The organism is Mycobacterium sp. ITM-2016-00316, from assembly GCF_002968335.2.
Taxonomy (GTDB): Bacteria; Actinomycetota; Actinomycetes; order Mycobacteriales; family Mycobacteriaceae; genus Mycobacterium.
In genome coordinates, this window is sequence record NZ_CP134398.1 from 704,073 (window position 1) to 730,046 (window position 25,974).

Annotated in this window: 26 protein-coding genes and 3 pseudogenes; 21 read left to right on the forward strand and 8 right to left on the reverse strand. The window is 67.6% G+C overall.

The annotated features are described in order from the left end of the window. The first annotated feature begins 5 nt into the window (after positions 1-5). The 4 genes and pseudogenes from C6A86_RS03325 to C6A86_RS03340 all read left to right on the forward strand — a co-directional run bounded on the left by C6A86_RS03325 (position 6) and on the right by C6A86_RS03340 (position 4,235). Positions 6-799, forward strand: a pseudogene (locus C6A86_RS03325) (acyl-ACP thioesterase domain-containing protein). Positions 800-1,033: 234 nt separating this feature from the next. Next, positions 1,034-2,320 carry an isocitrate lyase gene (gene aceA, locus C6A86_RS03330; protein WP_168141960.1) on the forward strand — a complete coding sequence of 429 codons (1,287 nt, stop codon included), beginning with the start codon at positions 1,034-1,036 and terminating at the stop codon, positions 2,318-2,320. Between the two features lie 44 nt (positions 2,321-2,364). Then, positions 2,365-3,264 carry a 3-hydroxybutyryl-CoA dehydrogenase gene (locus C6A86_RS03335; protein ID WP_105362112.1) on the forward strand — a complete coding sequence of 300 codons (900 nt, stop codon included), beginning with the start codon at positions 2,365-2,367 and terminating at the stop codon, positions 3,262-3,264. Positions 3,265-3,359: 95 nt separating this feature from the next. Further along, positions 3,360-4,235: a cyclopropane mycolic acid synthase family methyltransferase gene (locus tag C6A86_RS03340; RefSeq protein WP_105362113.1), complete on the forward strand. Its 876-nt coding sequence runs from the start codon at positions 3,360-3,362 to the stop codon at positions 4,233-4,235. A 12-nt stretch (positions 4,236-4,247) separates the two neighbouring features. On the opposite strand, the gene C6A86_RS03345 is transcribed toward C6A86_RS03340, so the two are convergent. Further along, positions 4,248-5,120 carry a polyphosphate kinase 2 family protein gene (locus tag C6A86_RS03345; RefSeq protein WP_105362114.1) on the reverse strand — a complete coding sequence of 291 codons (873 nt, stop codon included), beginning with the start codon at positions 5,118-5,120 and terminating at the stop codon, positions 4,248-4,250. A gap of 6 nt (positions 5,121-5,126) precedes the next feature. Then, positions 5,127-5,828: a TetR/AcrR family transcriptional regulator gene (locus C6A86_RS03350; RefSeq protein ID WP_105362115.1), complete on the reverse strand. Its 702-nt coding sequence runs from the start codon at positions 5,826-5,828 to the stop codon at positions 5,127-5,129. A gap of 78 nt (positions 5,829-5,906) precedes the next feature. Between C6A86_RS03350 and C6A86_RS03355 the strand changes: the two genes are divergently transcribed. The 5 genes from C6A86_RS03355 to C6A86_RS03375 all read left to right on the forward strand — a co-directional run bounded on the left by C6A86_RS03355 (position 5,907) and on the right by C6A86_RS03375 (position 9,082). Further along, positions 5,907-7,196: a DUF445 domain-containing protein gene (locus C6A86_RS03355; protein ID WP_105362116.1), complete on the forward strand. Its 1,290-nt coding sequence runs from the start codon at positions 5,907-5,909 to the stop codon at positions 7,194-7,196. Between the two features lie 85 nt (positions 7,197-7,281). Further along, positions 7,282-7,725, forward strand: a complete 444-nt coding sequence (locus C6A86_RS03360; RefSeq protein WP_105362117.1) for a helix-turn-helix domain-containing protein — start codon at positions 7,282-7,284, stop codon at positions 7,723-7,725. An 11-nt stretch (positions 7,726-7,736) separates the two neighbouring features. Further along, the gene (locus tag C6A86_RS03365; protein WP_105362118.1) at positions 7,737-8,357 is read left to right on the forward strand and encodes a heparin-binding hemagglutinin; all 621 of its coding nucleotides are present in this window, start codon (positions 7,737-7,739) and stop codon (positions 8,355-8,357) included. 40 nt (positions 8,358-8,397) lie between these two features. Then, positions 8,398-8,679 (forward strand): DUF2516 family protein, encoded by a 282-nt coding sequence (locus C6A86_RS03370; RefSeq protein WP_199196080.1) that lies wholly within the window; start codon positions 8,398-8,400, stop codon positions 8,677-8,679. Positions 8,680-8,683: 4 nt separating this feature from the next. Then, positions 8,684-9,082, forward strand: coding sequence for a DUF2599 domain-containing protein (locus tag C6A86_RS03375; protein WP_105362120.1), 399 nt, complete (start codon positions 8,684-8,686; stop codon positions 9,080-9,082). A 36-nt stretch (positions 9,083-9,118) separates the two neighbouring features. Here the strand turns inward: C6A86_RS03375 and C6A86_RS03380 are convergent, their stop codons facing one another. From C6A86_RS03380 to C6A86_RS03395, 4 genes are read right to left on the reverse strand one after another with little or no spacing between them, the layout of a single operon-like run. Then, on the reverse strand, positions 9,119-9,976 hold the full coding sequence (locus C6A86_RS03380) for a DUF2993 domain-containing protein (protein WP_105362121.1): 858 nt from the start codon (positions 9,974-9,976) through the stop codon (positions 9,119-9,121). Next, positions 9,973-10,779, reverse strand: coding sequence for a carbon-nitrogen hydrolase family protein (locus C6A86_RS03385; RefSeq protein ID WP_105362122.1), 807 nt, complete (start codon positions 10,777-10,779; stop codon positions 9,973-9,975). Before C6A86_RS03385 ends, C6A86_RS03380 begins: the two co-directional genes overlap by 4 nt. A 10-nt stretch (positions 10,780-10,789) precedes the next feature. After that, positions 10,790-11,593: a class I SAM-dependent methyltransferase gene (locus C6A86_RS03390; protein ID WP_105362123.1), complete on the reverse strand. Its 804-nt coding sequence runs from the start codon at positions 11,591-11,593 to the stop codon at positions 10,790-10,792. Beyond that, complete coding sequence (locus tag C6A86_RS03395) at positions 11,572-12,078, reverse strand: DUF2505 domain-containing protein (RefSeq protein WP_105362124.1); 507 nt, start codon at positions 12,076-12,078, stop codon at positions 11,572-11,574. Before C6A86_RS03395 ends, C6A86_RS03390 begins: the two co-directional genes overlap by 22 nt. Between C6A86_RS03395 and C6A86_RS03400 the strand changes: the two genes are divergently transcribed. Then, positions 12,077-13,159, forward strand: coding sequence for a UDP-N-acetylmuramate dehydrogenase (locus C6A86_RS03400; RefSeq protein WP_396834668.1), 1,083 nt, complete (start codon positions 12,077-12,079; stop codon positions 13,157-13,159). The two genes, C6A86_RS03395 and C6A86_RS03400, sit on opposite strands and share 2 nt — an antisense overlap. Before the next feature lie 15 nt (positions 13,160-13,174). Further along, entirely contained in the window at positions 13,175-14,497 is a 1,323-nt protein-coding gene (locus C6A86_RS03405; RefSeq protein ID WP_105364376.1) for an Ig-like domain-containing protein, read from the forward strand. On the opposite strand, the gene C6A86_RS03410 is transcribed toward C6A86_RS03405, so the two are convergent. Continuing rightward, positions 14,481-15,239, reverse strand: coding sequence for an SDR family oxidoreductase (locus tag C6A86_RS03410; RefSeq protein ID WP_105364375.1), 759 nt, complete (start codon positions 15,237-15,239; stop codon positions 14,481-14,483). The genes C6A86_RS03405 and C6A86_RS03410 overlap by 17 nt on opposite strands. A 223-nt stretch (positions 15,240-15,462) precedes the next feature. Between C6A86_RS03410 and C6A86_RS03415 the strand changes: the two genes are divergently transcribed. The 6 genes and pseudogenes from C6A86_RS03415 to regX all read left to right on the forward strand — a co-directional run bounded on the left by C6A86_RS03415 (position 15,463) and on the right by regX (position 21,378). After that, positions 15,463-16,755, forward strand: a complete 1,293-nt coding sequence (locus C6A86_RS03415) for an ROK family transcriptional regulator (RefSeq protein ID WP_199196272.1) — start codon at positions 15,463-15,465, stop codon at positions 16,753-16,755. A 41-nt stretch (positions 16,756-16,796) separates the two neighbouring features. Beyond that, positions 16,797-18,122, forward strand: coding sequence for a D-inositol-3-phosphate glycosyltransferase (gene mshA / locus C6A86_RS03420; RefSeq protein ID WP_311101208.1), 1,326 nt, complete (start codon positions 16,797-16,799; stop codon positions 18,120-18,122). Next, positions 18,119-18,627 (forward strand): annotated as a pseudogene (locus C6A86_RS03425) (YbjN domain-containing protein). The gene mshA and the pseudogene C6A86_RS03425 overlap by 4 nt, the downstream one beginning before the upstream one ends. A gap of 4 nt (positions 18,628-18,631) precedes the next feature. After that, entirely contained in the window at positions 18,632-19,381 is a 750-nt protein-coding gene (locus tag C6A86_RS03430) for a phosphoglyceromutase (RefSeq protein ID WP_199196271.1), read from the forward strand. 119 nt (positions 19,382-19,500) lie between these two features. Continuing rightward, the gene (locus C6A86_RS03435; RefSeq protein WP_105364372.1) at positions 19,501-20,673 is read left to right on the forward strand and encodes a cell wall metabolism sensor histidine kinase WalK; all 1,173 of its coding nucleotides are present in this window, start codon (positions 19,501-19,503) and stop codon (positions 20,671-20,673) included. An 18-nt stretch (positions 20,674-20,691) separates the two neighbouring features. Next, positions 20,692-21,378: a two-component sensory transduction protein RegX gene (gene regX / locus C6A86_RS03440; protein WP_105364371.1), complete on the forward strand. Its 687-nt coding sequence runs from the start codon at positions 20,692-20,694 to the stop codon at positions 21,376-21,378. A gap of 33 nt (positions 21,379-21,411) precedes the next feature. Here the strand turns inward: regX and C6A86_RS03445 are convergent, their stop codons facing one another. Then, positions 21,412-22,200, reverse strand: coding sequence for a hypothetical protein (locus tag C6A86_RS03445; protein ID WP_233213084.1), 789 nt, complete (start codon positions 22,198-22,200; stop codon positions 21,412-21,414). Between the two features lie 34 nt (positions 22,201-22,234). On the opposite strand from C6A86_RS03445, the pseudogene C6A86_RS03450 reads away from it, so the two are divergent. From C6A86_RS03450 to C6A86_RS03465, 4 genes and pseudogenes are all read left to right on the forward strand, one after another. Further along, a pseudogene (locus tag C6A86_RS03450) lies at positions 22,235-23,216 on the forward strand (hypothetical protein). After that, positions 23,213-24,223, forward strand: coding sequence for an FUSC family protein (locus C6A86_RS03455; protein WP_105364369.1), 1,011 nt, complete (start codon positions 23,213-23,215; stop codon positions 24,221-24,223). The pseudogene C6A86_RS03450 and the gene C6A86_RS03455 overlap by 4 nt, the downstream one beginning before the upstream one ends. Further along, the gene (locus C6A86_RS03460; protein ID WP_105364368.1) at positions 24,224-25,069 is read left to right on the forward strand and encodes a sugar phosphate isomerase/epimerase; all 846 of its coding nucleotides are present in this window, start codon (positions 24,224-24,226) and stop codon (positions 25,067-25,069) included. Further along, positions 25,066-25,908, forward strand: a complete 843-nt coding sequence (locus C6A86_RS03465; RefSeq protein WP_105364367.1) for a thioesterase family protein — start codon at positions 25,066-25,068, stop codon at positions 25,906-25,908. The genes C6A86_RS03460 and C6A86_RS03465 overlap by 4 nt, the downstream gene beginning before the upstream one ends. Positions 25,909-25,974 lie beyond the last annotated feature (66 nt).

A 25,974-nucleotide genomic window follows, 5' to 3' on the forward strand; every position in this document is an offset into this window, starting at 1 on the left:
GAACCATGACCCTGGCGAAGATCCTGATGCCCGTCCCCGACCCGCACCCGGATGTGTTCGATGTGCAGTGGCCGTTGCGGGTGGCCGATATCGACCGCGAGGGCCGCCTGAAGTTCGACGCCGCCACCCGGCACATCCAGGACATCGGCTCGGACCAGCTGCGCGAAATGGGCTATGAGGACACACATCCGGCGTGGATCGTGCGGCGCACGATGATCGATCTGATCGAGCCGATCGCCTTCAAGGACACCCTGCGGCTGCGCCGCTGGTGCTCGGGGACGTCGAATCGGTGGTGCGAGATGCGGGTCCGCATCGAGGGCCGGCGGGCCGGCTTGATGGAGTCCGAGGCGTTCTGGATCAATTTCAGCCAGGAGACCCAGGCCCCGTCCCGGATCTCCGACGACTTCCTTGCCGGATTGCGACGCACCACCGATGTGGACCGGCTGCGCTGGAGGTCCTACCTCAAGGCCGGCCCTCGCGACACCGCGGCGGCGGTGCGCAAGTACCCGGTGCGGGTCAGCGATATCGACCTGTTCGACCACATGAACAACTCGGTGTACTGGAGCGTGATCGAGGAGTACCTGCACGAGGCGCCGGAGCTGCTGAAGGCGCCGCTGCGGGTGACCATCGAACACGACTCCGCGGTGGCCCTCGGTGACGATCTGGAGATCATCTCGCACGTGTATCCGGCCGGCTCGACCGACAAGTTCGGTCCGGAGCTGAGGATCGCACTGTTACAACGCTCACATATGCCGTCGGGGACGAGACCAAAGCGGTCGCGGCACTGTTCTCGTTGTGACCCGCCGGGTTTTAACAGTACGGGCGTACTGACCAGCAGAAACCACCTACCCGTCGGTAGCTTCTGAACCGGTAAAGCGGGATGCGTACTTAACAATCTTCGCAACATTGGTGTGACAGTTGGACAAAATTGGCAATTGAAACGGGTGGACCTGCGGTAATGCGGTAGGGCATGCTCGGTATAGCAAAGCGGCCAAGTCGCTGCAGCGTTAACAAATACTGATGAGGAGCAGCCATGTCCACCGTTGGCACGCCGAAGAGCCCGGAACAGATCCAGCACGACTGGAACACCAACCCCCGTTGGAAGGGCATCGAGCGCACGTACACCGCCGAAGACGTCGTCGCCCTGCAGGGCCACGTGGTCGAGGAGAGCACCCTGGCCCGCCGCGGCGCCGAGGTGCTGTGGGACCAGCTGCACACCATGGACTACGTCAACTCGCTGGGCGCGCTGACCGGCAACCAGGCCGTGCAGCAGGTGCGCGCGGGTCTGAAGGCCATCTACCTGTCCGGTTGGCAGGTCGCCGGCGACGCGAACCTCTCCGGCCACACCTACCCCGACCAGAGCCTGTACCCGGCCAACTCGGTGCCGCAGGTCATCCGCCGGATCAACAACGCGCTGCTGCGCGCCGACCAGATCGCCAAGGTCGAGGGTGACACCTCGGTGGAGAACTGGCTGGCCCCGATCGTCGCCGACGGTGAGGCCGGCTTCGGCGGCGCGCTCAACGTCTATGAGCTGCAGAAGGCCATGATCGCCGCCGGTGTCGCCGGGTCGCACTGGGAGGACCAGCTGGCCTCGGAGAAGAAGTGTGGCCACCTCGGTGGCAAGGTGCTGATCCCCACCCAGCAGCACATCCGCACCCTGACCTCGGCGCGTCTGGCCGCCGACGTCGCCGACGTGCCGACCCTGGTCATCGCCCGCACCGACGCCGAGGCCGCCACCCTGATCACCTCCGACGTCGACGAGCGCGATCAGCCGTTCATCACCGGCGACCGGACCAAGGAAGGCTTCTACCACGTCAAGAACGGTGTGGAGCCCTGCATCGCCCGCGCCAAGGCCTACGCCCCGTACTCCGACCTCATCTGGATGGAGACCGGTACCCCGGACCTGGAGCTGGCCAAGAAGTTCGCCGAGGCCGTCAAGGCGGACTTCCCCGACCAGATGCTCGCCTACAACTGCAGCCCGTCGTTCAACTGGAAGCAGCACCTGGACGATTCGACCATCGCGAAGTTCCAGAACGAGCTCGGCGCCATGGGCTTCAAGTTCCAGTTCATCACCCTGGCCGGCTTCCACGCCCTGAACTACTCGATGTTCGATCTGGCCCACGGCTACGCCCGCAACCAGATGAGCGCCTACGTCGAGCTGCAGGAGCGCGAGTTCGCCGCCGAGGAGCGCGGCTACACCGCGACCAAGCACCAGCGTGAGGTCGGCGCCGGCTACTTCGACCGGATCGCCACCACCGTGGATCCGACCAGCTCGACCACCGCGCTGGCGGGTTCGACCGAAGAGGGTCAGTTCCACTAAGAAGTCCGACAACCAGAGTTGATAGCGTCAGGCCTCGTCCGTGCATGCGGGCGGGGCCTGACGGCTGTCCGGAGTCCAAGGGAGTTGCAGTGAGTATTGAGCGGGTCGGCGTCATCGGGGCCGGACAGATGGGTGGCGGTATCGCCGAGGTGTGCGCGAAGGCCGGGGCGCACGTTCTGGTGTTCGAGCCGACCGACGATCTCATCGCCGCAGGCAACAAGCGGATCACCGCGTCCCTGGACCGCGCGGCGGCCAAGGGCAAGCTCAGCGAGGCCGATCGGGATGCGGCGCTGGCGCGGCTGAGCTTCACCACCAGCCTTGCCGACATGGCCGACCGTCAGCTCACCATCGAGGCCATCGTGGAGGACGACACGGTGAAGGCGAAGGTCTTCGCCGAACTCGACCGCGTCATCGAGGATCCGGACGCCGTGCTGGCGTCGAACACCTCGAGCATTCCGATCATGCGGATCGCGTCGGCCACCCAGAACCCGCAGCGGGTATTGGGCCTGCACTTCTTCAACCCGGTTCCGGTGCTGCCGCTGGTGGAGCTCATCTCCACCCTGGTCACCTCCGAGGGGGCCATCGCGCGCACCGAGGATTTCGCGGCCAATACCCTGGGCAAGCAGGTCGTGCGCTGCTCGGACCGGTCGGGTTTTGTCGTCAACGCGCTGCTGGTGCCCTACCTGCTCTCGGCGGTCCGGATGGTCGAGGCCGGCTTCGCCACCGTCGAGGATGTCGACAAGGCCGTGGTGGGCGGACTGTCGCATCCGATGGGGCCGCTGCGGCTGTCGGATCTGGTCGGACTCGACACGCTGAAGCTGATCGCCGACAAGATGTATGAGGAGTTCAAGGAGCCGTTGTACGGCCCGCCGCCACTGTTGCTGCGCATGGTCGAGGCCGGTCAACTGGGCAAGAAATCGGGTCAGGGCTTCTATTCGTACTGAGCCTGGCAGGTAGAGTCAGGCGATGCGGTGTGGGGGCACCCGAATCTGGGTACTCGTCCACAGTTGTCCAGACGATCACAGAGGGTTGTTTCCGAATGTCAAAAGTTGAGTCGGAGCTCGAGCCGTACTACGAAGAGTCGCAGTCGATCTACGACATCTCCAACGACTTCTTCGCGCTGTTCCTCGGACCCACCATGGGCTACACGTGCGGGTACTACGAGCGCGAGGACATGAACCTCGAGGAGTCCCAGAACGCCAAGTTCGATCTGGCGCTCGGGAAGCTCGGCCTGGAGCCGGGTATGACGCTGCTCGACATCGGGTGCGGCTGGGGTGGTGCGCTGGAGCGCGCGATCGAGAAGTTCGATGTGAACGTCATCGGCATCACGCTGAGCAAGGCCCAGTCCGAATGGGCCCGCGCGCGGTTGGCGAAGCTCGACACGAAACGGTCCATCGAGATCCGGTTGCAGGGCTGGGAAGAGTTCAACGAGCCCGTCGACCGCATCGTGTCGATCGGTGCCTTCGAGGCCTTCAAGGCCGAGCGCTACCCGGTGTTCTTCGAGCGCGCCTACAGCATCCTGCCCGAGGGCGGCACCATGCTGCTGCACACGATCCTGGCGCACACCCAGGAGTTCTTCCACACGAACGGCATCAAGGTCACCCTCAGCGATCTGAAGTTCATGAAGTTCATCGGTGAGGAGATCTTCCCCGGTGGGCAGCTGCCCGCCGTCGAGGACATCCAGAAACTGGCCGCGGACACCGGTTTCGACCTGCAGCGCATTCACCTGCTGCAGCCGCACTACGCGCGCACGCTGGACATGTGGGCGGCGAACCTGGAAGCCGCCAAGGACGAGGCCATCGCCATGCAGGGCCAGGTGGTCTACGACCGCTACATGAAGTACCTGACCGGTTGTGCGGACTTCTTCCGCCGGGGCATCACCAACATCGGTCAGTTCACGCTGGTCAAGCCGTAGGCTCGGCGCGCATCAGGCGGTCTTGAGTCGCCGCTTTTCCACCTCGGCGTCGAAATCCGCTGAGGGCCACTGCAGATCGAGGCTCTTCAGGGCCTCGATCATCAGCTCCAACACTGCGAGCCGGCTGTACCACTTTCGGTTGCACGGCACGATGTGCCACGGCGCGTATTCCGTCGAGGTCTTGTCCAGCATGGCTTGATAGGCCTCTTGGTAGAGCGGCCATTTCAGCCGCTCGTCGATATCGGCCGGGTTGTACTTCCAGTACTTGTCGGGCCGGTCCAACCGCTCGGCGAGGCGCTTCTTCTGCTCTTCCAGCGACACGAACATCGCCACCTTGACGATGGTGGTCCCGGCGTCGACGAGTTCGCGCTCAAAGGTGTTGATCTCGTCATACCGTGGGCCCCACACGTCCGGTGGCACCAGATTGTGCACCCGCACGATCAGCACGTCCTCGTAATGTGACCGGTCGAAGACGCCGATGTGGCCGGCGGCCGGCAGCGCCTTGTTGATGCGCCACAGGTAGTGATGCGACAACTCCTCTGGCGTGGGCTTACCGAAGCTGCGGTACTGGATGCCTTGCGGATTACTGGCTCCGACAACATGTTTCACGATGCCGCCCTTACCCGCGGTGTCCATCCCCTGCAGGACGAGCAACACCGAACGGTGGTCACCACTGCGGCTGTTGGCGTAGAGCATCTCCTGCAGGCCGGCGAAGCGTTCATTGCGCTCGGCGTGTAGCGCCGGCGCGTCCGATTTGGCGCCGGTGAATCCGGGGGTGGCGTTGGCGTCGATCTCGGACACCAAGTCGCCCGGCTTGAACCGCAGATGGGCGTGCGGCTGGTGGCTCCACAGCGTGGACAGTTCCGAGGTGTTGTCAGGGCTCACAACTGGCTAGTCAAGCAGGTGCGGCGGCAGATCGGGGGACGGATGGGGCTGCGAGTTGAACTTCTCCAGCGAGCCGCCGACCTCGACGATGCCGCACAGCGAGCTCCACGACAGCATCGTCAGATAGTCGATGAGGTCATCGGTGGACATCCGTGGATTGGACATCCAGGAGTGGGTGGCCAGCTGCACGCCGCCGACGATCATGAACGCCCACGGCTCGACGCCGGAGGTGTCCATCTTCTCTGCCTGCATGCGCCGGCGCAGCATGACGGCGAGCATGCGGGCGATGATCTGCTCGGAGTCGTTGATGGCCTTGGTGCGGCTCGAGCTGCTGTTGGACATGACGAATCGGTACGGCTCGGGTTCGGAGGCGACCGTGTCCACATAGACCCGGATGACTTCCCGCACCAGGGTGTAGCCGTCCAGGTTCGACGACAGCGCCGCGGCCATGTTGGGAATCAGCGTGACCTGAGCGAACCGCATCATGACGGCGGTGGTGAGATCGTTCTTGTCCACGAAGTAGCGGTAGAGCACCGTCTTGGAGACACCGATCTCGGCGGCGATCTCGTCCATGCTGACATTGGCGCCGCGCTGTCGGATAGCCTCCAGCGTGCCGTCCACCAGCTCGTTTCGTCGTTCGACTTTGTGCTGGTGCCAGCGTCGTTTCCGGCCATCGGTCTTCACCGCTGCCGCGCTCTGCTGTGCCACAGTCGTGATAATCCAATCACTAGGTCGACTCGATACTACGGTGGACGGGCCGCTGGTGCCGTAGCGGATGATGGGGGAGTGGTACACACGAGTTTCGCGGAGTCACTGGCCGGTGCCGACTCGGAGGCGGACCGGGAACGGCAGCGCGGGTTACGGCGGATGAAGGTCGTCGCGCTGAGCTTCCTGCTCGGCGCGACGGTGATTTTCTTGCTGAGCACCTGGCTCCAATCCCGTGGCGCCGCACCGTGGGTGGGTTATGTGCGCGCCGCCGCCGAGGCGGGCATGATCGGCGCGCTCGCCGACTGGTTCGCGGTGACCGCGCTGTTCAAGCATCCGCTCGGCATCCCCATTCCGCACACCGCGATCATCAAACGCAAGAAGGATCAGCTCGGTGAAGGTCTGGGCACCTTTGTGCGGGAGAACTTCATGTCGCCCGACGTGGTCGCGACGAAGCTGCGCGACGCCGAGGTGGCGGGCCGCACCGGTAAGTGGCTCGCGGATCGGCGCAATGCCGAGCGCGTGGCCGCCGAGGTGTCCACGGTGTTGCGCGTGCTCATCGAGATGCTGCGCGACGAAGACGTCCAGCAGGTGCTGGACCGGATGATCATCAAGCGCATCGCCGAACCGCAGTGGGGCCCGCCGATCGGGCGGGTGCTGTCCAGCCTGCTGGAGGAGGGTCGCCAGGAGGCGCTGCTCCAATTGCTGGCCGACCGCGCCTTCCAGTGGTCGCTGAACTCCGGCGAGGTGATCGAGCGGGTGATCGAGCGCGATTCCCCGACCTGGTCACCGCGCTGGGTGGATCACCTGGTCGGCGACCGGATCCATCGCGAGCTGATGGACTTCACCGACAAGGTGCGCCGCGACCCGAACCACGAGCTGCGTCGCTCTGCCACCAAGTTCCTGTTCGAGTTCGCCGACGATCTGCAGAACGACGGCGCCACGATCCAGCGTGCGGAGAACGTCAAGGAGCAGATCATGGCGCGCGATGAGGTCGCGCGGGCGGCCGAGACGGCATGGGCCGCGGCCAAACGGATCGTGCTGGAATCCGTCGATGATCCGTCTTCGACCCTGCGGACCCGGGTGGCCGACTCGGTGGTGCGGATCGGCGAGTCGCTGTGCGATGACCCGGAGATGCGCGACAAGGTCGACAGCTGGATCGTGCGGGCCGCCCAGCACCTCGTCGCGCAGTATGGGACGGAGATCACAGCGATCATCACCGAGACGATCGAGCGCTGGGATGCCGATGAGGCGAGCCGCCGGATTGAGCTTCACGTGGGCCGTGACCTGCAGTTCATCCGGATCAACGGCACGGTGGTCGGGTCACTGGCCGGTCTGGTCATCTACACGGCGGCGCAGCTGCTCTTCTAGAGTGCTAGCAGAGTGCTTGCAATAGTTAGCACTCGCGCCTACCGTGGTTTCCGTCAGCCAAAAACCGACGGATCGGAGGTTCATCGTGACGCAGGACGAAAATCTTGCCGTCGTGGTGAGCAACGCCGCGCACGACATCGGCGGCTATATCCGGGCCCAACGCGAGGCGGCGCAGGTATCGGTGCGCCAACTCGCGGAGAAGGCCGGGGTGAGCAATCCCTACCTCAGTCAGATCGAGCGTGGGCTCCGTAAACCGTCGGCTGATGTGCTCAGCCAGATCGCCAAGGCATTGCGTGTGTCCGCCGAGGTGCTCTACGTCCAAGCCGGAATGCTCGAACCCAGCGAGGGCAGCAAGGTGCGTGACGCGATAGTCACCGATACCGCGATCACCGAGCGGCAGAAGCAGGTGCTGCTCGACATCTACAACTCGTTCTGTCAGCAGAACGAGGCTGAGGCCGAAATAGAGGCTGCAGCAGCCGAATCCGAGCCTGAACCCGAACCACCCGCTGCACAACCGACCACCATCTGAGAGGAAGAACCATGAGCGAGAAGACCCAGCCCACCGTCGAAGACCTCAAGGCTCCGTTGCTGGCGGCTGTCGGCGCTGCCGATCTGGCCCTGGCCAAGGTCAACGAGATCGTCGAGACCCTGCGTGATCGTGCCGACGAGGCCCGCACCGACAGCAAGACCCGCGTCGAAGAGGGCCGCGCCCGCCTGACCAAGCTGCAAGAGGACCTGCCCACCCAGTTCGACGAGCTGCGCGACAAGCTGACCTCCGAGGAGCTGCGCAAGGTTGCCGAGAAGTACGCCGACGAGGCGACCAGCCAGTACAACAAGCTCGTCGAGCGCGGCGAGGCCGCCCTGGAGCGTCTGCGCAACCAGCCGGCCCTCGAAGAGGCCGCCTCGCGCGTCGAAGAGGTCACCGATCAGGCCGTCGAGCTGACCCAGGATGCGCTGGGCACCGTCGCCAGCCAGACCCGCGCGGTCGGCGAGCGCGCCGCCAAGCTGGTCGGCGTCGAGCTGCCCAAGAAGGTCGAGAAGGCCACCCCGGCCACTCCGGCCAAGAAGGCTCCGGCCAAGAAGGCCCCGGCCACCCCCGCCGCCAAGAAGGCCGCCCCGGCCAAGAAGGCGGCCCCGGCCAAGAAGGTCACCCAGAAGTAGGTTCGCGAACCGGATGGCACCCGCATAGGCTGCAGGCGTGATGCTTGCAAACCTGGCGGGTGCCATTCTGCTTGTCCTGGTCGGGATCGTGGTCCTGGTCGGCGTGTACGCCTTCGTCCACGCCGCGATGCAACGGCCCGACGCGTACACCGCCGCCGGAAAGCTCACCAAGCCGGTCTGGTTGCTGATCCTCGGCGCCGGCGTGCTCCTGGCGCTGCTCCTGCGCGACGCGTTCGGCGCCGCGATCTGTGCCTGCGCGACCGGTGTCTACCTGGTCGACGTGCGGCCGAAGATCCTGGAAATCCAGGGAAAGTCACGCTGAGGCGATGCGTGTCCTCAGCGCCGCGCTGTGCGCGGCCGGTCTGCTGCTGAGCGCACCGATTGCGGCGGCCGAGCCTGCGGGCGCCTACATCGACCACACCTCATGGGTGCAGTGGGGCGACCTGAAGAGCCTGCGGGTGTATCCGACCCCGGCCGGCCGCGCACAGGCCGCAATTCCGGGCACCCAGCCGCAGCAGAATCAGGCCTGGGCCGAGGTGCTGGCCGTCTCGCCGGAGGCCGACATCCCGGGAATGCAGGCGCAATTCAACTGCCACTGGCAGTTCGCCGAGTTCGTCGAGCCGGGTAAGACCAGCTGGAATCTCGAGCCGTGGCGGCCCGAGGTCAGCGATGCCGAACTGGTGGCCACCGGCTGTAACCCCGGGGGCACCGAAGAGCCGTTCTGACCCTGATCGCCGGGCTGCTCAACGCGGGTCGTTCGGCTACAGTCCCGCGAAGCAGGGATCCGAGCTCTGCCCGGTGCTGGGCGGCATGGCGGCATTGCGGCTGAAGAACTTCGCGACCACTCCGGAATCGGTGACCTCCACGCTGTCGGCCTTGATGCCCAGCGGGTAATTCTCGGTCATCTGCTTGAGGAACGCGTCCAGCGCGGGCTGCACGGTCTCCCGGGGCAGCACGAAGCCCAGGCCCGTCAGCGCCTCCACCGTCAGCGTCAGCTCGTTGTTCCGCACCTCGGGCTTGGTGACGATGCTGCCGAGCATGCCCTGCAGTTCGATGGTGCCGTCGCTGGGATTGGTCGTCACGCCGTTGACGAAGCTGCCGATCAGCGGGATCGCGTTCTGGATGGTCCGCTTGATGCCGTCGGCCGACCAGGTGATCTTGGCGTCCAGCGCGCCGACGGTGCCCGGTGCGGCCGGGTTGTTGGTGACCTCGACGTCGTTGATGACGATCTCGGCCTTCATCCCCTCGGCCTCACGGATGCGTTCCCCGCCGGTGGTCACGGTGATGTTGTTGTAGTTGTCGCTGAGGTACTGCAGCACGATCGGGCGCGGGCCGAACGACACGTCGACGCCGTCCTGCACGACGCAGGAGGTGATGCGGGTGACCGTCGAATCGGCGATCCGGCGGGCCACCAGCTCGGTGCCGACGATGCCGGCCACCGCCAGCGCCAGCACGATGACCACCACCAGCACGATGGACAGCGGGTCACGGAACAGCCGCTTGAGCCTGCTCTGCGGCTCGGCCTCCGGCGTCGGCTCCGGCTGGTGCGGCGGCGCCGGCTGCGGCACGGGCGGGGGCGGCGGTACCTCGTCGGCAGGTCGGGCCCAGGGATCGGTCACGGACTCGATTGTGCCCTAGCGAAATGAGTGCGGTTACGCAGCACCGCGATCGTCTCGCGTGCCTTGGCCGCCGCGTCCAGGTCGATATCGGTCACCAGAAGCCGTTCGTCGGCGTCCGCGACGGCGATGACCTCCCCGGTTGCCGACGCGACGAGGCTGCCCCCGACCCCGGTCGGACCGAGCGCGGCGATCTCGTCACCGGGGTAGGCCTGATCGACGGCGGCCACCACGGCGGTGGTGTCGATCGCGCGGGCCCGGGCCAGCAACGTCCACTGGTCCAGCTTGCCGGGGCCGGTGCCCCACGACGCGTGCACCGTGATGAGTTGGGCGCCGCGATCGGCCAGATCGGTGTACAGCTCCGGGAAACGGACGTCATAGCAGAGGGTCAGCCCCACCCGCACACCGCCGACATCGATCACCGTCGGCCGGCCTCCGGGCGCCACGGTCTTGGACTCGGCGAAACCGAACGCGTCGTAGAGGTGGATCTTGTCGTAGTGCGCGTCGGTGCCGGGGCCGGACGCGATCAGCGTGTTGGTCACCCGGCCGTCACCCGACGGGCAGAACATGCCTGCCACGACCGTGATCCCGGTGCGCTGCGCGGCGGCGCGGACACCGTCGGCCCAGCGGCCGTTCAGCGGTTCGGCGACCGGGGCCAGTGGCACGCCGAACCGGCACATGGTGGCCTCGGGGAACAACACCAGCGTGGCGCCGGCGTCGGCGGCCTCGCGGCTGTACGTGTCGACGAGCTCCAGATTGGCCGCGGGGTCGGTGCCGGACCGGATCTGAGCCAGGGCAATCCGCATGTAGCCCAGCCTAGGTCGCGGGTGCGACGGCCGCCCACGGCACGGTCAGCACGCCGTCACGCAGCCGACGGCGCGGCGGGTCGACCGGAAAGCCGTCGGCGCGTAGCTGCTCCAGCATCGCCCGCCAGCGCACCCGCGGGCCGAACACCCCGTGCCCGGCCGCGGCAGCCCAGGCCCGGTCCGCGGCGTGCAGCAGGGTGTGGATCTGCTGGCCCTCGACGTTGTGGTGGATCAGCACCTTCGGCAGCCGCTCGGCCAGCTCCGAGGGCCGTTCGATGGCGAACGGATCGCAGGCCAGCGTCAGGCTCACCGGCCCGTCGGCGTCCAGCAGCACCCAGCAGCAGAGCCGGCCCAACTCGTCGCAGGTGCCGTCGACCAGTAGCCCGCCCGGAGCCAGCCCCGCACACAGCTGTGCCCACGCGGCGTCCACCTCGGTGACCGGATACTGCCGCAGCACGTTGAACGCCCGCACCAGCACCGGACGCAGCCCGGCCAATTCGAAACCGCCGAGCGCGAACTCGACCCCGTCGGTGGCGGCCTGTTGTGCGGTGCGGACCCGCTCCGGGTGGATCTCCAGCCCCACCACCCGCGTATCCGGGCGCACCGTCTGCAACCGCGATGCCAGTTCCAGGGTGGTGACCGGCAGCGCGCCGTAACCCAGATCGACGACCAGCGGGTCGGCGGCGGTCAGCAGCGCCGCGCGCACCCGCGGCGAGTGCACCAGCCAGCGGTCGCTGCGCCGCAGCCGGTTGTAACCGGTGGTGCCGCGGGTCGGTAGGCCGAGCGGCTTCTTCAGACGTGCTCGTTGATCCATTGCGAGGTGAACTGTTCTTCCAGCCGGACCATCTCCGCAAGTTGGCCGCCGATGAAGCCCTCGACTTTGCCGCCCAGCAGCGGTATCCGCACCTCGACGGTGGCCCGCACGTCCACCCGGGCGCCGTCACCGATGCTGCTCATCGCGGCGGTGCCGCCGACCCTGACCGGCGCGCCCGGCACGGTGCCCTTGACGGTGCCGGTGGCCAGGCCGTCCCGGACCGGACTCCAGATTTCCTCGCGGACCAGGGTGAGGTCCCCGGCGTGCAGTTGGCTGACGAATCCGGGCAGCCGGTGGAAGCGGATCGTCTGGGTGGTGGCGATGAGCAGGCCGCCGTCGTCGTCGATGGTCAGCGCGTCCAGGGTGGCGACATCGCAGCCGGACTTCTCCAGCCGCTCCAACCAGTACGCCTCATCGGCGAACGCGCCGTGCACCTGCGTCACGCTGCACCGGTACTCCGCTGCCATGTCATAGGAACGCGGCATGCCGGTCACGCTACCGTTAGCGGCCGTGGCCGGAACGAATTTCGCGGGCGCGGCGGTCGCCGAGAACGTACCGCTCGCCGCGCGCACGACTGTGCGCATCGGGCCCGTCGCGCGGCGACTGATCACCTGCGACACCACCGACAGACTCGTCGCCACGCTGTCGGCGCTGCCCGTGGGTGATGACGTGCTGGTGCTGGCCGGCGGCTCCAACGTGGTGTTGGCCGACGACCTGTCGGGATTGACGGTGGTGGCGGTCGCCAACACCGCGATCACCGTCGACGGATCCGTGCTGCGCGCCGAGGCGGGTGCGGCCTGGGACGATGTCGTGGTCGCCGCGCTGGCCCACGGTCTCGGCGGGCTGGAATGCCTGTCCGGTATCCCGGGATCGGCGGGTGCCACCCCGATCCAGAACGTCGGCGCCTACGGGGCCGAGGTTGCCGACACCATCTCGCGGGTCAGGCTGCTGGACCGCAGCACCGGACTCGACGAATGGGTCGCGCCCGACCGGCTCGGATTCGGGTACCGGCACAGTGTGCTCAAGTACCAGTCCACGATCGTCGTGTTGGAGGTCGAGTTCACCCTCGACCCGACCGGCCGCAGCGCACCGCTGCGGTACGGAGAACTCGCCACCACGCTGGGCGTCCAGGCCGGCCAGAGGGCCGACCCTGGGCGGGTGCGCGAGGCGGTGCTGGCGTTGCGCGGCGCCAAGGGGATGGTGCTCGACGCCGCTGACCACGACACCTGGAGCGTCGGGTCCTTCTTCACCAACCCGGTGGTGACATCCGAGGCCTTCGAACGACTGAGCGCCGACGTCGGCGTGCCGGTCCCGCACTATCCCGCCTCCGACGGCGTGAAACTGGCGGCCGGTTGGCTGGTGGAACGGTCCGGTTTCGGCAAGGGATATCCCGGGCCCGACGAACCTGCCCGGCTGTCCACCAAACATGCGCTGGCGCTGACCAATCGCGGCTCCGCGACCACCGCGGATCTGATCGCCCTGGCCAGGGTGGTGCGCGACGGGGTACTCAGCCGCTTCGGGATCGAACTCACACCCGAGCCGGTACTGATCGGGTGCAATCTCTAGGTACGCTGGGTCCACGTGAGACCTACCGGTGAATGTGAAGGCGCCCAGCTGAGTCGGCGTCGTGCGCTCACCATCCTGGGTCTCGGCGGCGCCGGCTTCCTCGCCGCCTGCTCGAGCACCTCAGGGACGGGCACCAGCGCACCCGAGCCCACCGACGAAGCATCGGCACCGAGCATCACCCTGACCCCCGATGACGCGTCCGCCGATGTGGTGCCGACCGCCGCGGCCGGGGCCACGGTCAGCGACGGCTGGTTCCAGCGCATCTCGCTGACCAATGCCGCGGGTGAACCGGTCGACGGAAAGCTCAACCGCGATCGGACCGAGTTCACTGTCACTGAGCCGCTGGGCTACGGCGGCGACTACACCTGGACCGGTTCGGTGGTGGGCCGTGACGGTAAGGCGGTTCCGGTCACCGGCGGGTTCAGCACCGTCAACCCACAGACCAGGGTGAGCGGCGTGTTCCAGCTCGCCGATCATCAGACCGTCGGGGTGGCCGCGCCGATCATCCTGCAATTCGACGCCGCCATCGCCGATGCGGACAAGGCCACCGTCGAGAAGGCGCTCACGGTCACCACCACTCCCGAGGTGGAGGGCAGTTGGGCCTGGCTGCCCGACGAGGTCGGCGGCTCCCGGGTGCACTGGCGCACCAAGGACTACTACCCGGCCGGCGCCACCGTGCACGTCGACGCGAATCTCTACGGGGTGTCCTTCGGCCCGGATGCCTACGGCGCCGCCGACTCGACGCTCGACTTCACCATCGGCAGACGCCAGGTGGTCAGGGCCGAGGCCTCCAGCCACCGCATCCAGGTGCTCGACGGTGCCGGCGCGGTCATCATGGACTTCCCGTGCAGCTACGGCGAAGGCGACCTGGACCGCAACGTCACCCGCAGCGGCATCCACGTGGTCACCGAGAAGTACGAGGACTTCTACATGACCAACCCGGCCGCCGGGTACGCCAACGTGCGGGAGCGGTTCGCGGTCCGGATCTCCAACAACGGCGAGTTCATTCACGCCAACCCGGCCAGTTCCGGTGCGCAGGGCAACACCAACGTCACCAACGGCTGCATCAACCTCTCGCTCACCGACGCCGAGCAGTACTTCAACACCGCCATGTACGGCGACCCGGTCGAGGTGACCGGCACCCGCATCGACCTGTCCTACGCGGACGGCGACATCTGGGACTGGGCCGTGCCGTGGAGCGAGTGGACGTCCATGTCGGCGCTCAGCAGCGACGACCCGCCGGCGAACATCCCCGTCACCGCGCCGGTCACCCCCAGCGATGCCCCGACGCTGTCGGGGACGCCCACCACGACGCCGGTTCCTACCCCCGGCGGTTGACGCGGGAACCGGTCGCGCCGGTGACCTGGTCACGCGGGCGCACCACGATGAGATCCAGGTCGACGTGCGCAGGCCGGCTCGCGACGAATCCGATGACCTCGGCGATGTCCTCGGCCACCAGTGGTTCCACCCCGGCGTACACCTTCTCGGCGCGCTCGGCATCCCCGTCGAACCGGTTCAGCGAGAAGTCGGTCTTGACCATTCCCGGCGCCACCTCGGTGAGCCGCACCGGCTTGCCGAACAGCTCGCTGCGCAGTGTGCGGTGCAGGACACCCTGGGCGTGCTTGGCCGTGGTGTAGCCAGAACCGTTGTCGTAGGTCTCCAGTGCGGCGATCGAGGTGACGGTGACGATGAGTCCGTCACCGGAGTCGATCAGCTTGGGCAGCAGCGCTTTCGTCACGTGCAGGGTGCCCAGCACGTTGGACTCCCACATCCAACGCCAGTTCTCGATGTCGGCGTCGGCCACCGACTCCAGCCCGCGTGCGCCGCCGGCGTTGTTGACGAGCACATCCACCCGGTCCAGGCGCTCGGCCAGCGCCGCCACCGCGGCCGGATCGGTGACGTCCGCCACAATTGCGGTGCCGTCGATCTCGGCGGCCAGCGCCTCGATGGGGCCGGGCCGTCGTGCCACGCAGATCACGTGAAATCCCTGTGCAGCAAGCGTTTTGGCGGTTGCTGCACCGATTCCGGCACTGGCTCCGGTGACTACCGCGACGCGGCGCCGATCTGTTGAGGTCGTCATGGTGACAACCCTAATCCCGGGCATCTGACCTTCGCGCGAGCGCCGGCGGGCGTGCTACGTTGACGGCGTGTTCTCGATGAGTCAGGCGAGCGTTCTCGCCGCGCGGTGTGCGTGTTGTTGTTGCGCACCCGCCGCGCCCTGCTGACCCCGAGGACCATTTCGTCCCGCTGAGTCGCCGGTGTGGCAGAAGCCCACCCACCCCGACTCAGACCAGAGGACTCCCATGACCACCATCGCTGCCCCTCCCGCCGCCGCTCGTCAGACCCCGGCCGCGCACGCCAAGCGCGCCCTGTTGGCCCGGCACCAGATCGTCGCGCCGTCGCTGAAGGTGGCCGATGCGGCGGCCGCATCGGTGTTCGGTGCCGTCCGTCAGCGCGGCCCGATCGCCCGTGACGCCATCGCGCGCGTCACCGGGCTGAGCATCGCCACGGTGAACCGCCAGGTCACCGCCCTGCTCGAGGTCGGAGTTTTGCGTGAACGCGCGGATCTCGCGGTGTCCGGGGCCATCGGTCGCCCGCGCGTCCCCGTCGAGGTCAACCATGAGCCGTTCCTGACTCTGGGCCTGCACATCGGCGCCAAGACCACCAGCATCGTGGCCACCGATCTGTTCGGACGGACCCTCGACGTCGTCGAGACCCCGACCCCGCGCGGTCCCCAAGGCGCCGCGCTGGCAGCACTGGCCGGCAGTGCCCGCCGCTACCTGAGCCGATGGCACCGCCGCCGCCCACTGTGGGTGGGTGTCGCCGCCGGTGGCGTCGTGGACAGCACCTCCGGCTACCTGGACCATGCCCGGTTGGGCTGGACGCAAGCGCCGGTCGGCCCGGTGTTGGCCGAGACGCTGGGACTGCCGGTGTCGGTGGCCTCGCACGTCGACGCCATGGCCGGCGCCGAGTTGTTGCTCGGCGGGCGTCGTCCGGGCGCGCAGGCCGGTACCAGCCTCTATGTCTACGCCCGCGAGACGGTTGGCTACGCGCTGTCCATCGGCGGCCGCGTGCACTCGCCATCGAGCGGTCCAGGCACCATCGCCGCGCTGCCGGCGAGTTCCGAGTTGCTCGGTGGCACAGGTAAATTGGAGTCGACAGTGAGCGACGAAGCGGTGCTGAACGCGGCCCGCGACCAGCGCATCGTGCCGGCCGAGGGCCCCGCGTCGACGCTGCCTGCGGTGCTGCGCGCCGCCCGCGGCGGCCATGAGGGCGCCCACGCGCTGCTGGCCGAACGGGCCAGGGTGCTCGGTGAGGCGGTGGCGCTGCTGCGCGACATGCTCAACCCCGACGATCTGGTGGTCGGCGGTCAGGCCTTCACCGAGTACCCGGAGGGAATGGAGTCGCTCGAGCGCGCGTTCGCGGCGCGGACCGTGCTGGGACCCCGCGATATCCGGGTGACCGCGTTCGGGAACCGGGTGCAGGAAGCGGGTGCCGGTGTGGTGTCGCTCGGCGGTCTCTACGCCGATCCGATCGCCGCCATGCGCCGCGCCCAGCTGCGCCGCGGCGAAGTGGGTGTGCTGGGCGCATCCTGATACCTCGGGTGTGGTCAGCTCGGCGCAGGTGTAGACATGTCATTGTGCGCGCCGTCCCAGAAACGCCCGGACTGAAGGACACTGCCCGTCGCGTTGCGGTGCTCTCGGTGCACACCTCGCCGCTGGCCCAACCCGGAACCGGTGATGCCGGCGGCATGAACGTCTACGTGCTGCAGACCGCGCTGGAGTTGGCCCGCCGTGGTGTCGAGGTCGAGATCTTCACCCGGGCCACCTCGTCGGCGGATGCGCCACTGGTCCAGGTCGCGCCCGGAGTGCTGGTGCGCAACGTGGTGGCAGGCCCGTTCGAGGGGCTCGACAAGAACGATCTGCCCACCCAGCTGTGCGCGTTCACCGCGGGCGTCCTGCGCGCCGAGGCCACCCACGAGCCCGGCTACTACGACATCGTGCATTCGCACTACTGGCTGTCCGGGCAGGTCGGATGGCTGGCCGCCGACCGCTGGGCGGTGCCGCTGGTGCACACCGCGCACACCCTTGCCGCGGTGAAGAACGCCGCGCTCGCCGAGGGTGACGCCCCGGAGCCCGCGCTGCGCGCGGTCGGCGAGCAGCAGGTGGTCGACGAGGCCGACCGGCTGATCGTGAACACCGAAATCGAAGCGCAGCAGCTGGTTTCGCTGCACAATGCGGACCGCCGGCATATCGACGTGGTGCATCCCGGGGTGGACCTGCGGGTTTTCACACCGGGGGACAAGCAGGCCGCGCGGGCGGCGCTGGGGCTGAGCGCGGATGCCAGGATCGTGGCCTTCGTCGGGCGTATCCAGCCGCTCAAGGCACCCGACGTGTTGCTGCGCGCAGCCGCCCGGCTGCCCAGCGTGCAGGTGGTCATCGCAGGCGGACCTTCCGGCAACGGCCTCGCGACGCCCGACAACCTTGTTCGGCTCGCCGCCGAACTGGGTATCACCGACCGCGTGACATTCATTCCACCGCAGTCCAGGGATGCCCTGGTCCAGGTGTACCGGGCCGCCGATATCGTCGCGGTCCCGAGCTACAACGAGTCGTTCGGTCTCGTCGCGGTCGAGGCCCAGGCCTGCGGCACCCCGGTGGTGGCCGCGTCGGTCGGTGGTCTGCCGGTCGCCGTGCGCGACGGGGTGAGCGGCACCCTGGTCGACGGGCACGATGCCGGGGACTGGTCGCAGGCGCTCGGTGCGCTTTTCGAGCGTGGCCCCGAGACGATGGGTGCCGCCGCCGTGGCGCACGCCGCGACGTTCTCCTGGGCGCACACCGTGGATGCGCTGCTGGACAGCTACACCCACGCCATCACCGACTACCTCGCGCGGCATCCCCGCCGTGAACCCGCCGGGCGTCGCAACGGTAGGCGGTTCGCGCTGCGCAGGGGAGTGCGGGCGTGAGCAATACGGTCCAGGCCATCATCGAGAAGACGCTGCAGGCCAACGAACTGAGTACGAGCACCACAAGGGTGCCCACGGCGGGCTGCCCGGCATCGTGGTGGCGCTGCCGGGCGAGCGCAGGCTCAAGACCAACACCATCCTGAGCATCGGCGAGCACTCGGTGCGGGTGGAGGCCTTCGTCTGCCGCCGCCCCGATGAGAACTTCGAAGCCGTCTACAAGTTCCTGCTCAAGCGCAACCGCAGGCTCTACGGGGTGGCCTACACGCTGGACAATCTCGGCGATATCTACCTGGTCGGCTGGATGTCGAACAGTTCGGTCGACGCCGATGAGCTCGACCGGATCCTCGGACAGGTGCTCGAAGCCGTCGACTCCGACTTCAACACGTTGTTGGAGTTGGGTTTTCGCTCGTCCATCCAGAAGGAATGGGAGTGGCGGGTGGCAAGGGGTGAGTCGCTGAAGAACTTGCAGGCCTTTGCACATCTCATCGACGACCAGCCTTCGTGACAGAATGCCAGCCATGGCGAATCTGATCCTGCTGCGTCACGGCGAGAGCACGTGGAACGAGAAGAACCTGTTCACCGGTTGGGTAGATGTCGATCTCACCGACAAGGGCCGGGCCCAGGCGATCCGCGGTGGCGAACTGCTCGCCGAGCAAGGCGTGCTGCCCGATGTGCTGTACACCTCGCTGCTGCGCCGGGCGATCGTCACCGCGAACCTGGCGCTGGAGGCCGCCGACCGACTGTGGATCCCGGTGCACCGGGACTGGCGCCTCAACGAGCGCCATTACGGCGCCCTGCAGGGCCTGGACAAGGCCGCCACCAAAGAGAAGTACGGTGACGAGCAGTTCATGGCCTGGCGCCGCAGCTATGACACCCCGCCGCCGCCCATCGAGAAGGGCAGCGAGTTCAGTCAGGACACCGACCCGCGCTATGCCGATATCGACGGCGGCCCGCTGACCGAATGCCTCGCCGATGTGGTGGCCCGGTTCGTTCCCTACTTCGAGCAGACCATCGTCCCCGATCTCAAGGCCGGTAAGACGGTGCTCATCGCCGCGCACGGCAACTCGCTGCGCGCCCTGGTGAAGTACCTGGACGGCATGTCGGACGACGACATTGTCAGCCTGAACATCCCGACCGGTATCCCGCTGCTCTACGAACTGGACGACGACCTCAAGCCGGTGGTGGCCGGCGGCCGGTACCTGGACCCCGAGGCCGCAGCCGCGGGAGCCGCCGCCGTGGCCGCCCAGGGCGCCAAGTAAGCCAACAGCAAGTGAACGCGAGTAAACGGTGACCGAACTCCTGTCTTTGTTCGTGTGACTTGTCCCGGTTTGGCCGCACGCTGCTGGGATGACGTTCACCCGATGCGTACGCTTTTCGCGTGAGTGTCGGTTCCGCGTTGCTGTTGGCGGCAGCGTTGGCATTGCTTGCGCTGGGGGGCGGCGTGGCAGCGGGGATGGTCGTGTCCTCGCGACTTGCCGAACGCCGGGCCCGCCTGCTGGCCGAGCAGGGCCGCGGAATCACCATCTCCCAGATGCTCAGTCATATCGCGGCGATGTCACCCATGGGGATCGTGGTGGTCGACGCCTTCCGCGACGTGGTCTACATGAACGACCAGGCCGCCGAACTGGGTCTGGTGCGTGACCGGCTGCTCGACGATCGTGCCTGGCAGGCGGTGCAGCGGTGCCTGTCCACCGGCGCCGACGTCGATATCGATCTGTCGCCGCGCAAGAAGCAGAAGTCGGGCCGCTCGGGTCTTTCGGTGCGCGGCCATGTGCGGCTGCTGGTCGAGGAGGACCACCAGTTCGCGGTCGTGTTTGTCGGAGATCAGTCCGAGCAGGCGCGGATGGAAGCGACCCGCCGCGATTTCGTCGCCAATGTCAGCCATGAGCTGAAGACGCCGGTCGGTGCCATGGGTGTGCTGGCCGAGGCGCTACTGGCCTCCACCGATGACCCCGACAACGTCCGCCGGTTCGGCGAGAAGATGGTGGTCGAATCGAATCGGCTGGCCAGCATGGTCGGCGAGCTGATCGAGTTGTCCCGGCTCCAAGGCGCCGAACCGCTGCCCCAGCTGGACAGCGTCGATGTCGACACCGTGGTCGCCGAAGCGTTGTCGCGCTACAAGGTGGCCGCCGACAACGCCGATATCGCGATCACCACCGACGCCCCGACCGGTTACCGGGTGCTCGGCGATGAGCGGCTGCTCGTGACCGCCATCGCGAACCTGGTGTCCAACGCCATCGCGTACTCGCCGGACGGGTCGCCGGTGTCGATCAGCAGGCGCCGGCGCGGCAACGATATCGAGATCGCGGTGACCGACCGCGGAATCGGCATCGCACGGGCCGATCAGGAGCGGGTGTTCGAGCGGTTCTTCCGGGTCGACAAGGCCCGCTCGCGTGCCACCGGCGGTACCGGGCTCGGCCTGGCCATCGTCAAGCACGTGGCCGCCAATCACAACGGATCCATCCGGTTGTGGAGTCAGCCGGGTACCGGCTCGACGTTCACCCTTGCCATACCGGCCATCCCAGACGACCGATCGGTTGACGATGATTGAGAGAGGACCGTGCCACCCATGACGAGTGTGCTGATCGTTGAGGACGAGGAGTCCCTGGCCGACCCGCTGGCGTTCCTGCTGCGTAAGGAGGGGTTCGAGGCCACCGTTGTCGGGGACGGCCCGTCCGCGCTGGCCGAATTCGAGCGGGCCGGTGCCGATATCGTGCTGCTGGACCTGATGTTGCCCGGGATGAGCGGTACCGATGTCTGCAAGCAGTTGCGGTCACGGTCGAGTGTGCCGGTCATTATGGTCACCGCCCGCGACAGCGAGATCGACAAGGTGGTCGGGCTGGAGCTCGGCGCCGACGACTATGTGACCAAGCCGTATTCGGCACGTGAGCTGATCGCCCGGATCCGGGCGGTGTTGCGGCGCGGCGCCGACAGCGAAGATGTCGGTGTCGCGGACGGTGTGCTGGAGGCCGGCCCGGTGCGGATGGATGTGGAACGGCATGTGGTGAGCGTCAATGGCGAGCCGATCACCTTGCCGCTCAAGGAGTTCGACCTGTTGGAGTACCTGATGCGCAACAGCGGCCGGGTGCTGACCCGCGGTCAGTTGATCGACCGGGTGTGGGGCGCGGATTATGTCGGGGACACCAAGACCCTCGATGTGCACGTCAAACGGCTGCGCTCGAAGATCGAAGCCGATCCGGCCAACCCGGTGCACCTGGTGACGGTGCGGGGGCTGGGCTACAAGCTCGAGGGCTGAGTCCCCACAGATAGTGAATCCTGTTGTGGGCGGCTACTCCGCGGCGCGGGTGGCCGGGTGCACGGCGATCAGGCCGAGTTGGCCGCGGCGTTTACACATGGCCGCCAATTCGGCGTAGGCCTTGTCACCGAGCAGCGCAGTGAGCTCGGGCCGGTAGGACTGCCAGACCGGCCGTTCACCCACATGGGCGGCGGGGTCGCCGGTGCAGTACCAGTGCAGGTCGAGACCGCCCTCGCCCCAGCCGCGCCGGTCGTACTCGGTGATCACGGTCTGGAGCACATCGGAACCGTCCGGGCGGGTCACCCAGTCCTGGGTCCGGCGGATCGGCAGCTGCCAGCAGACCTCGGGTTTCATGGTCAGCGGTTCGACCCCGAGCTTGAGCGCCTTGGAGTGCAGTGCGCATCCGATACCGCCCGGGAATCCGGGCCGGTTCTGGAAGATGCAGGCGCCCTTGTACTTGCGGGTGCGCAGGTTGGGCTTGCCGTCGTACTCGTCCTCTTCCAGATAGCCCTTGCGGCCCAGACCCTTGGACCGGAACTGCCAGTCCTCGTCGGTCAGCGTCTTGACGGCGTCGTCGAGCAGGGCCCGATCGTCGTCGTCGGACAGGAACGCGCCGTGCGAGCAGCAGCCGTCATCGGGGCGTCCTTCGACGGTGCCCTGGCATGCGGGTGTGCCGAACACACAGGTCCATCTGGACAGCAGCCACGTCATGTCCGCCTTGATCAGGTGCTTGGGGTCCTCCGGGTCGTAGAACTCCACCCACTCGCGGGCGAAGTCCAATTCGACCTCGCCACCGATACCGCCGACATGTGATGTCCCCACAGTTGTCAACGGTAAACCCACTAACGTGGGTCGCGTGCGATTGGGCGTGCTGGATGTGGGCAGCAATACGGTGCATTTGTTGGTTGTCGATGCGCGCCGTGGCGGCCATCCGACCCCGATGAGTTCCACCAAGGCCGCGCTGCGCTTGGCCGAGGCCATCGAACTCGAGCGGAAAGCTGACCCGCAAGGGTTCGGACGCGCTGGTCGCCACCGTCGATGAATTCGCGAAGATCGCGACCAGTTCGGGGTGCGCGGAGATGATGGCCTTCGCGACCTCTGCGGTGCGCGACGCCAAGAACTCCGAGGCGGTGCTGGCCCGGGTGAAGGCCGAGACCGGGGTCGCGCTGCGGGTCCTCAGCGGTGTCGACGAATCCCGGCTCACCTTCCTCGCGGTGCGCCGCTGGTACGGCTGGAGTGCCGGGCGCATCATCAACATCGATATCGGCGGCGGTTCACTGGAGCTCTCCAGCGGTGTCGACGAGGAGCCGGAGGTCGCAATGTCGCTACCGCTGGGCGCCGGCCGGATGACCAGGGAATGGTTGTCCGAGGATCCGCCGGGTCGCCGCCGGGTGGCGATGCTGCGGGACTGGCTGTCCACCGAGTTGTCCGAGGCGGGCGCGGTGATGCAGGCTGCGGGCACACCGGACCTGGCGGTCGCCACCTCGAAGACGTTCCGTTCGCTGGCCCGGCTCACCGGTGCGGCGCCCTCGGGTGCAGGCCCGAGGGTCAAGCGGACGCTGACCGCAGCCGGCCTACGGCAGCTCATCGCGTTCATCTCTAGGATGACTACGGCCGACAGAGCAGAGCTGGAAGGGGTGAGTGCCGAACGGGCGCCACAGATCGTGGCGGGCGCATTGGTAGCTGAGGCGAGCATGCGGGCGCTGGGTGTCGAAACGGTACAGATCTGTCCCTGGGCATTGCGGGAGGGACTGATTCTGCGGAAACTCGACAGTGAAGCGGACGGAACCGCCCTGGTCGAGACCACCCCAGCCACTCCCAAGGGCAACACACGATGACAGAACCGAGCGATACCACGTCCACCCGTCCGATATCGGTGGCGGAGCTGCTCGCCAAGAACGGATCGATCGGATCCCCGGCACCCGGCGGCCGCCGCCGGCGCCGCCGTGGCAATGCCGATGCGGTCACCGTCGCCGAGCTGACCGGTGAGATGCCGATCATCACGATCGAGGACGCACCCACGGCCGAGGCGACCCCGGTCGTCGAGGAGCCGCCGACGGTCGAGGACACCCCCGTCGTCGAGGAAACCCCCGTTGTCGAGGAAACCCCGGTGCAGGCCGATGTCGAACCGGAGGCCGAACCGGAACCGGAACCGGAGCCGGAGACAGAGCCCGAAGCCGAGCCCGACGCCGCCGAAACCGATTACGCCGAGCACCTGCAGCAGCGCGATGCGGAGCCCGAGCCACTGGCCTTTGCCCCGCGCCGCCACGCGCACACCTTGAAGAAGCACCCGCATGTGCCGGCCGGTGGCGCCGAGGGGATGACCTTCGACCCGCTGCACGACGACGATGATCACGAAGCCCTCGATGATGGCGACGATGACCGCGGCACCGTGAAGAACCGCCCGTCGTTCCAGAGGTCACCGTCCGACACGCTGTTCGGTGGGGATTCCGTCGCCGACGATGTGGCCCGCAAGGGCCGGACACTCGGCCCGGAGGACATCGATCTCGGGGACACCCAGAAGGTGGCCATCGACGCCGACGAGCCGCTGGCGGCGCTGGACCTGACCGAACCCGACGCTCCGACGCCGTTCATGCGCGGCGTGTGGATCGTGGTGCAGAGCGTGCTCGCGGTCGCGCTCGGCGCAGGTCTGTTCATCGCTTTCGACCAGCTGTGGAAGTGGAACAACATCGTGGCGCTGGCGCTCTCGGTGCTGGTGATCCTGGGCCTGGTGGTGGGTGTGCGGGTGGTGCGTAAGACCGAGGACATCGCGAGCACGCTGATCGCGGTGGCGGTGGGCGCCATGGTGACGCTCGGGCCGCTGGCCCTGCTGCAGTCCACCTAAGTGCGCCCCGCGATCAAGGTCGGTCTGTCGACGGCCTCGGTGTACCCGCTGCGGACCGAGGCGGCCTTCGACTACGCCGCCCGCCTGGGCTACGACGGTGTCGAGTTGATGGTCTGGGCAGAACCGGTCAGCCAGGACATCGAGGCCGTCGAAGCCCTGTCGCAGACGTACGGCATCCCGGTGCTCTCGGTGCATGCGCCGTGCCTGCTGATCTCACAACGGGTGTGGGGCGCGAACCCGATCGCCAAGCTGGAACGCAGCGTGCGGGCCGCCGAGCAGCTGGGCGCCCAGACCGTGGTGGTGCATCCGCCGTTCCGCTGGCAGCGCCGCTACGCCGAGGGGTTCAGCGAGCAGGTCGCCGACCTGGAGGCCGGTAGCGATGTCCTGGTCGCGGTGGAGAACATGTTCCCGTTCCGGGCAGACAGGTTCTGGGGCACCGGACTGCCCTCGATCGAGCGGATGCGCAAACGCGGCGGCAGCCCCGGCCCGGGCATCTCGGCGTTCGCGCCGTCCTTCGACCCGCTCGACGGCGGGCATGCGCACTACACCTTGGACCTGTCGCACAGCGCCACGGCGGGCACCGACGCACTGGAGATGGCGCGACGGATGGGGCAGGGCCTGGTTCATCTGCACCTGTGCGACGGCAGTGGGGCGTCCACCGACGAGCATCTGGTGCCGGGCCGGGGCACCCAGCCCGCCGCCGAGGTGTGCCGTCAGTTGGCCGCCAGTGATTTCACCGGCCACGTCATTCTTGAGGTCACCACCTCGGGAGCCCGTAACGCCGCCGAACGGGAGGCCCTGTTGACCGAGTCCCTGCAGTTCGCCCGGGAGCACCTGCTGCGATGAGCGTGTTGTTCAGCGATGCCATGCGCCTGCGGTCGGCCGGCGACGGCGTGTACGAGGGTGCGCTCAACGAGCACTGGACCATCGGGCCCAAGGTGCACGGCGGGGCGATGCTGGCGCTGTGTGCGAATGCGGCGCGCGCCGAGCTGGCCGAACCGTCCGGCGGGCTGGAGCGCAGCGACCCGGGGATCAACCCAATGGAACCCATTGCGGTGTCCGGGAACTTTCTGTGGGCACCGGATCCCGGCGCCCTGCGGGTCATCACGACCGTGCGCAAACGTGGCCGCCGGATCAGCCTGGTCGACGTCGAACTGATGCAGGGCGACCGGGTGGCGGTCCGCGCGGCGGTCACCCTCGGCGTCCCCGAGCACGATGCGCCGCCGCTGCTGTCGACCAACCCCGTCGTGCCGTTGATGACGCCCGAACCGCCGCCCGGGCTGGAGCCGATCGGTCCCGGACACCGGATGGCCGACATTGTGCATCTGGCCCACGGATGCGATATCCGGCCGTCGTTGACGACCATGGCGCCGCGCTCGGATGGCGGACCACCGGTCATCGAGTACTGGGTGCGGCCCCGGGGCGAAGCTCCCGATGTGCTTTTCGCCCTGCTGTGTGGCGATGTGTCGGCCCCGGTGACGTTCGGGGTCAACCGGTTCGGCTGGGCCCCCACCGTCCAGCTGACGGCCTTCCTGCGGGCCCGCCCGGCCGACGGCTGGCTGCGGGTGCTGTGCACCACGACCCAGATCGGTCAGGAGTGGTTCGACGAGGACCATGTCGTGGTGGACTCGGCGGGCCGCATCGTGGTGCAGACCCGTCAGCTCGCGCTGGTGCCGTCGACGTAGACGCGAACTTTCCCCGTCGCTGCGCTCGCCCTGAAGTTTTCCCCCGTCGCTTCGCTCGCCCTGGCA